Source organism: Paenibacillus sp. JJ-100 (assembly GCF_948329825.1).
Lineage (GTDB): Bacteria > Bacillota > Bacilli > Paenibacillales > Paenibacillaceae > Paenibacillus.
This window is the reverse complement of the sequence record NZ_CAOJCM010000021.1, coordinates 1-764: the sequence shown is the minus strand read 5'-3', so window position 1 is coordinate 764 and position 764 is coordinate 1. Positions and strand designations below refer to the sequence as shown.

1 protein-coding gene is annotated in these 764 nt (G+C 42.7%); it reads right to left on the bottom strand.

Going from position 1 to position 764, the window contains the following annotated elements:
• Nucleotides 1-143 precede the first annotated feature (143 nt).
• Nucleotides 144-617, bottom strand: a complete 474-nt coding sequence (gene tnpA / locus PQG66_RS25220) for an IS200/IS605 family transposase (RefSeq protein WP_138227108.1) — start codon at nt 615-617, stop codon at nt 144-146.
• Between the last annotated feature and the right edge of the window lie 147 nt (nt 618-764).

Sequence of the window (764 nt, the reverse complement as noted above, 5' to 3'; positions counted from 1 at the left end):
AATCAGGACCACCCGTCCAACGGGTGGTTTGCTCTTGGGGTATAACCCCCTGTTGCCAAACTGCGCCTAAAGACGCTAGCCTGACAGCAGGGCTGTTCAGGCTCAGTGTTATTTGTCTCTTTCACTTACCAGTTAAACTGGTTTTACTTCTTTTTGCTCCGATTACTGCTGAATGGATCTTCGTATTCTTTTACACTCAGCTTATCTACTGCCTGATCGTGTGCTTCTTGCTCACGAATATACTTTCTTACGGTTGCTTCATTTAGCCCCACCGTACTCACATAATATCCTTCAGCCCAAAATTTTCGATTTCCGTATTTATACTTGAGCTGAGCATGTTTTTCGAAGATCATAAGCGAACTTTTTCCCTTTAGATATCCCATAAACGTGGAGACCGCAATTTTAGGGGGAATGGCTACCAGCATATGCACATGATCGGGCATCATGTGACCTTCTATAATTTCTACTCCTTTGTACTTACACAAACGTTTGAAGATTTCGATTAAGTCTCTTCTCACTTGATTATAAATTTCTTTACGTCTATACTTCGGGGTGAACACAATATGGTATTTACACATCCACTTTGTGTGAGCTAGGCTGTAGCTCTTCGTTGCCATCAATGACCATTCCTTTCTTTTTGAGCCTGAACATCTCAATTGTATTGGAATGGTCATGGTGGTCAAACCTCTAATCCCTCCACCCGCATAGCGGGTGGTTTTTTGTTTCGCGCGTTTCACGCACTCAACTGGCTAAAGCCATAATAA

Coding starts and splice junctions, on each gene's coding strand:
- tnpA (WP_138227108.1), bottom strand. CDS start 617: ATGGCAACGAAGAGCTACAGCCTAGCTCACACAAAGTGGATGTGTAAA.